General features: G+C 73.3%; 3 protein-coding genes. All 3 read left to right on the forward strand.

Going from position 1 to position 3403, the window contains the following annotated elements; translation table 11 throughout:
- Window positions 1-2553: type VII secretion protein EccCb (eccCb, locus tag AB0M20_RS33385; RefSeq protein ID WP_364304323.1), on the forward strand; the 2553-nt coding region annotated here is incomplete at its 5' end.
- Between the two features lie 20 nt (window positions 2554-2573).
- On the forward strand, window positions 2574-2891 hold the full coding sequence (locus AB0M20_RS33390; protein ID WP_364304324.1) for a hypothetical protein: 318 nt from the start codon (window positions 2574-2576) through the stop codon (window positions 2889-2891).
- Window positions 2873-3403: hypothetical protein (locus AB0M20_RS33395; RefSeq protein WP_364304325.1), on the forward strand; the 531-nt coding region annotated here is incomplete at its 3' end. The genes AB0M20_RS33390 and AB0M20_RS33395, both read left to right, overlap by 19 nt.

Here is a 3403-nt window from a genome sequence, read left to right on the forward strand (position 1 = left end):
CCGGCCCGTGACCGGCTGCGGGTGCGGTTCGGGGTGGGCGCCGACGGGGTGCCGGTCGAGCTGGACCTCAAGGAGTCGGCGCAGGACGGGATGGGGCCGCGCGGCCTGCTGATCGGCGCGACCGGGTCGGGCAAGAGCGAGCTGCTGCGCACGCTGGTCCTCGCGCTGGCCGCCACCCACTCCCCCAGCGAGCTGAACTTCGCGCTGATCGACTTCAAGGGTGGCGCCACCTTCGCCCGGATGGACGCCCTGCCGCACACCAGCGCGGTGATCACCAACCTGCAGAACGCCCTCCCGCTCGTCGACCGGATGACCGACGCCCTCAACGGTGAGCTGATCCGCCGCCAGGAGCTGCTGCGCGCGGCGGGCAACTTCAGCTCGTTCCACGACTACGAGCGCGCGCGGGCCGCCGGTGCCCGCCTGCCCGAGGTGCCGACCCTGCTGGTGGTGTGCGACGAGTTCAGTGAGCTGCTGTCGAAGAAGCCCGACTTCATCGACATGTTCGTCCAGATCGGACGGCTGGGCCGCTCGCTGGGCGTGCATCTGCTGCTGGCCTCGCAGCGCCTCGACGCGGGCGGGCTGCGCGGGCTGGACGGGCACCTGTCGTACCGGATCGGGCTGCGGACCTTCTCGGCCACCGAGAGCCGCGCGGTGATCGGGGTGACCGACGCGTTCGAGCTGCCGAAGGCGCCGGGCCACGGCTATTTCCAGTACGGGACCGAGCCGCTGATCCGCTTCCGGTCCGCCTACGTGTCCGGCGTGCACCAGCGTCGCTCGCTCAACACCCCGGCCGTGGACCGGGTCGAGATGCTCGACTGGACCACCGGATACCTCCCGCCGCCGGTTGCCGCGAAGGCCGATTCGGCGGAGACCGGCGACAGCCTGCTCGACATCCTGGTGGGCCGGCTGACCGGGCGCGGCTCGGCGCATCAGGTGTGGTTGCCGCCGCTGTCCGACCCGCCGGCCCTCGACGAGCTGCCGTCCACCGGACCGCTGCGGGCGAGCATCGGCATCGTGGACCGGCCCTTGGACCAGCGCCGCGACCCGCTCGAGCTGGACCTGTCGGCGGGCGCCGGGAACGTGGTCATCACCGGCGGGCCGCGCAGCGGCAAGAGCACCGCGCTGCGGACCATCATCTGCGCGCTGGCGCTGGGCAACCGGCCGCGGGACGTCCAGTTCTACTGCCTCGACTTCGGCGGTGGCGGGTTGGCGGCGCTGCGCGGACTCCCGCACGTCGGCGGCGTCGCGCACCGGCAGAGCACCGGCGCGGTCCGGCGCACGGTGGCGCAGGTTGCCGGAGTGCTGGCCGAGCGCGAACGGCGGTTCGCCGAGCACGACGTGGACGGGATCGCGTCGTACCGCGCGGCTCGCGACCGGGGCGAGTTCGCCGACGACCCGTACGGCGACGTGTTCCTCGTGGTGGACGGCTGGCCGACGTTGCGCAAGGAGTTCGAGGACCTCGAAGGGGTGGCGTCGGACCTGGCGGCGCGCGGGCTCGCGTACGGCGTGCACCTGATCGTCACGTGCGGCCGCTCGTTCGATCTGCGACCGGCGACGCGGGACCTCTTCGGCTCGCGGATCGAGCTGCGCCTCGGCGATCCGGTGGACACCGCAGTGGACCGGATCGCGGCGACCCGGGTGCCGGCCGACGCGCCGGGCCGCGGGGTGGCCGTGACCAAGCACCAGATGCACCTGGCGTTGCCGCGGGTCGACGGGGTGCACGGCGAGCAGGGCCTGCGCGAGGCGACGGCGGCCCTGGTGTCCTCCCTCGCATCGTCCGCAGAGGATCGGGCCCCGCGTCTGCGGCTGCTGCCGGGACAGTTGCCGTTCACCGCGCTGCCGCCGGTCGACGAGGGCATGGCGCTGTCGATCGGCATCAACGAGCAGGATCTCGGCCCGGCGCGGGTGGACTTCGCGGCCGAGCCGCACCTGCTGCTGCTCGGGGACACCAAGTCGGGAAAGACCGGGTTCTTGCGTACGCTCGCCCGCCGCATCACCGACTCGCACACCCCGGCGCAGTCCCGGATCCTGCTCGTCGACCACCGCCGCAGCCTGCTCGGCGAGGTCGCCGGCACCCACCTGCTGGGCCACGGCACCGACAGCACGACGACCCGGCGGCTGATGACCGAGGCGGCCGAGGGCATGAGGGAACGGGTCCCCGGCCCGGATGTCACCCCCGAGCAGCTGCGCCGGCGCTCGTGGTGGCGCGGGTCGTCCTGGTCGACGACTACGACCTGGTACGACCTGGTGGTCAGCTCGCTGGACAACCCGCTGCAGCCGCTCATGGAATACCTGCCCCAGGGCCGCGAGCTCGGCCTGCACGTGGTGGTGACGCGACGCAGCGGCGGCGCCGGCCGGGCGCTGTTCGAGCCGTTCCTGGCTCGGCTGCGCGACGTCGGCTCGCCCGGCCTGATGCTCTCCGGCGACCGCAACGAAGGCCCGCTGCTCGGCGGCCACAAACCGGAGTCGCTGCCGCCGGGCCGCGGCCGGCTCATCACGCGCGGGGACCCGCCCCGCATGGTCCAACTGGCTTGGCTTCCCCCGACGGAATGAGGATCGATATGGGTGGATTCATGGAGGCGGACACGGGCTACCTGCTCGAGGTCGCCGATCAGCTCGACCCGGCGCCGGCGACCGCTGCGTCGGCGGCCGCCACCGAGGCGCGGGGCCTGGCACCGGCATGCGGCGATCCGCTGCCGGGCTGTCAGGCGTTCAACGCCGCGGTGGTCGAGGTGGCGGATCAGATCGTCGCCTTCTGCGACGAGGTCGCGCAGGGCATCGAGGCGTACGCGTCGGTCGCCCGGGAGAGCGCCGGCATGTATCAGACCGCGAACGACAACGGACGGGACACGTTTGCCGTGGGGAGAGGGCTGTGGGCATCGCCGAGCTGATCGCAAGGATGCAGGAGCTGTACGCACGGGCCGAGGCGCAGCTCGCGCACGTCGACCCGCTGACCCGCAGCCGCCAGGCGTGGGAGGCGGTGCGCACCGGCATGCAGGACACGTCGGCGCTGCTGCGCCAGAAGTCGGGCGAGATCGAGCCCGGGTGGCCGGACGACGCGGGCCACCTCTACGCCTCGCGGCTGGCGAAGTCGTCGGCCACCGTGCGGGGATGGGAGGAGACCCTCGCCGCGGCGGACATCCCGGCGCTGGTCACCGACCTGGCCGGGGCCATCACGACCACGGCGGACGCGGTGCGGGCGCTGTGGGACCAGTTCGTCGCGCTGCTGACCCGGATGGGTGCGCTGGCCGGTGTGCCGGGCGGCGCGAAGCGGCCGTCCAGCTCCCGCAGGAGGCCGTCCGCCGTTTCGACGATCGCCGCCAGCTCCTTGGTCAGCGCCTCGAACTGCGCCGCGCCGCCCGGCACACCGGCCAGCGCACCCATCCGGGTCAGCAGCGCGACG

The organism is Actinoplanes sp. NPDC051633 (genome assembly GCF_040681735.1).
GTDB lineage: Bacteria > Actinomycetota > Actinomycetes > Mycobacteriales > Micromonosporaceae > Actinoplanes.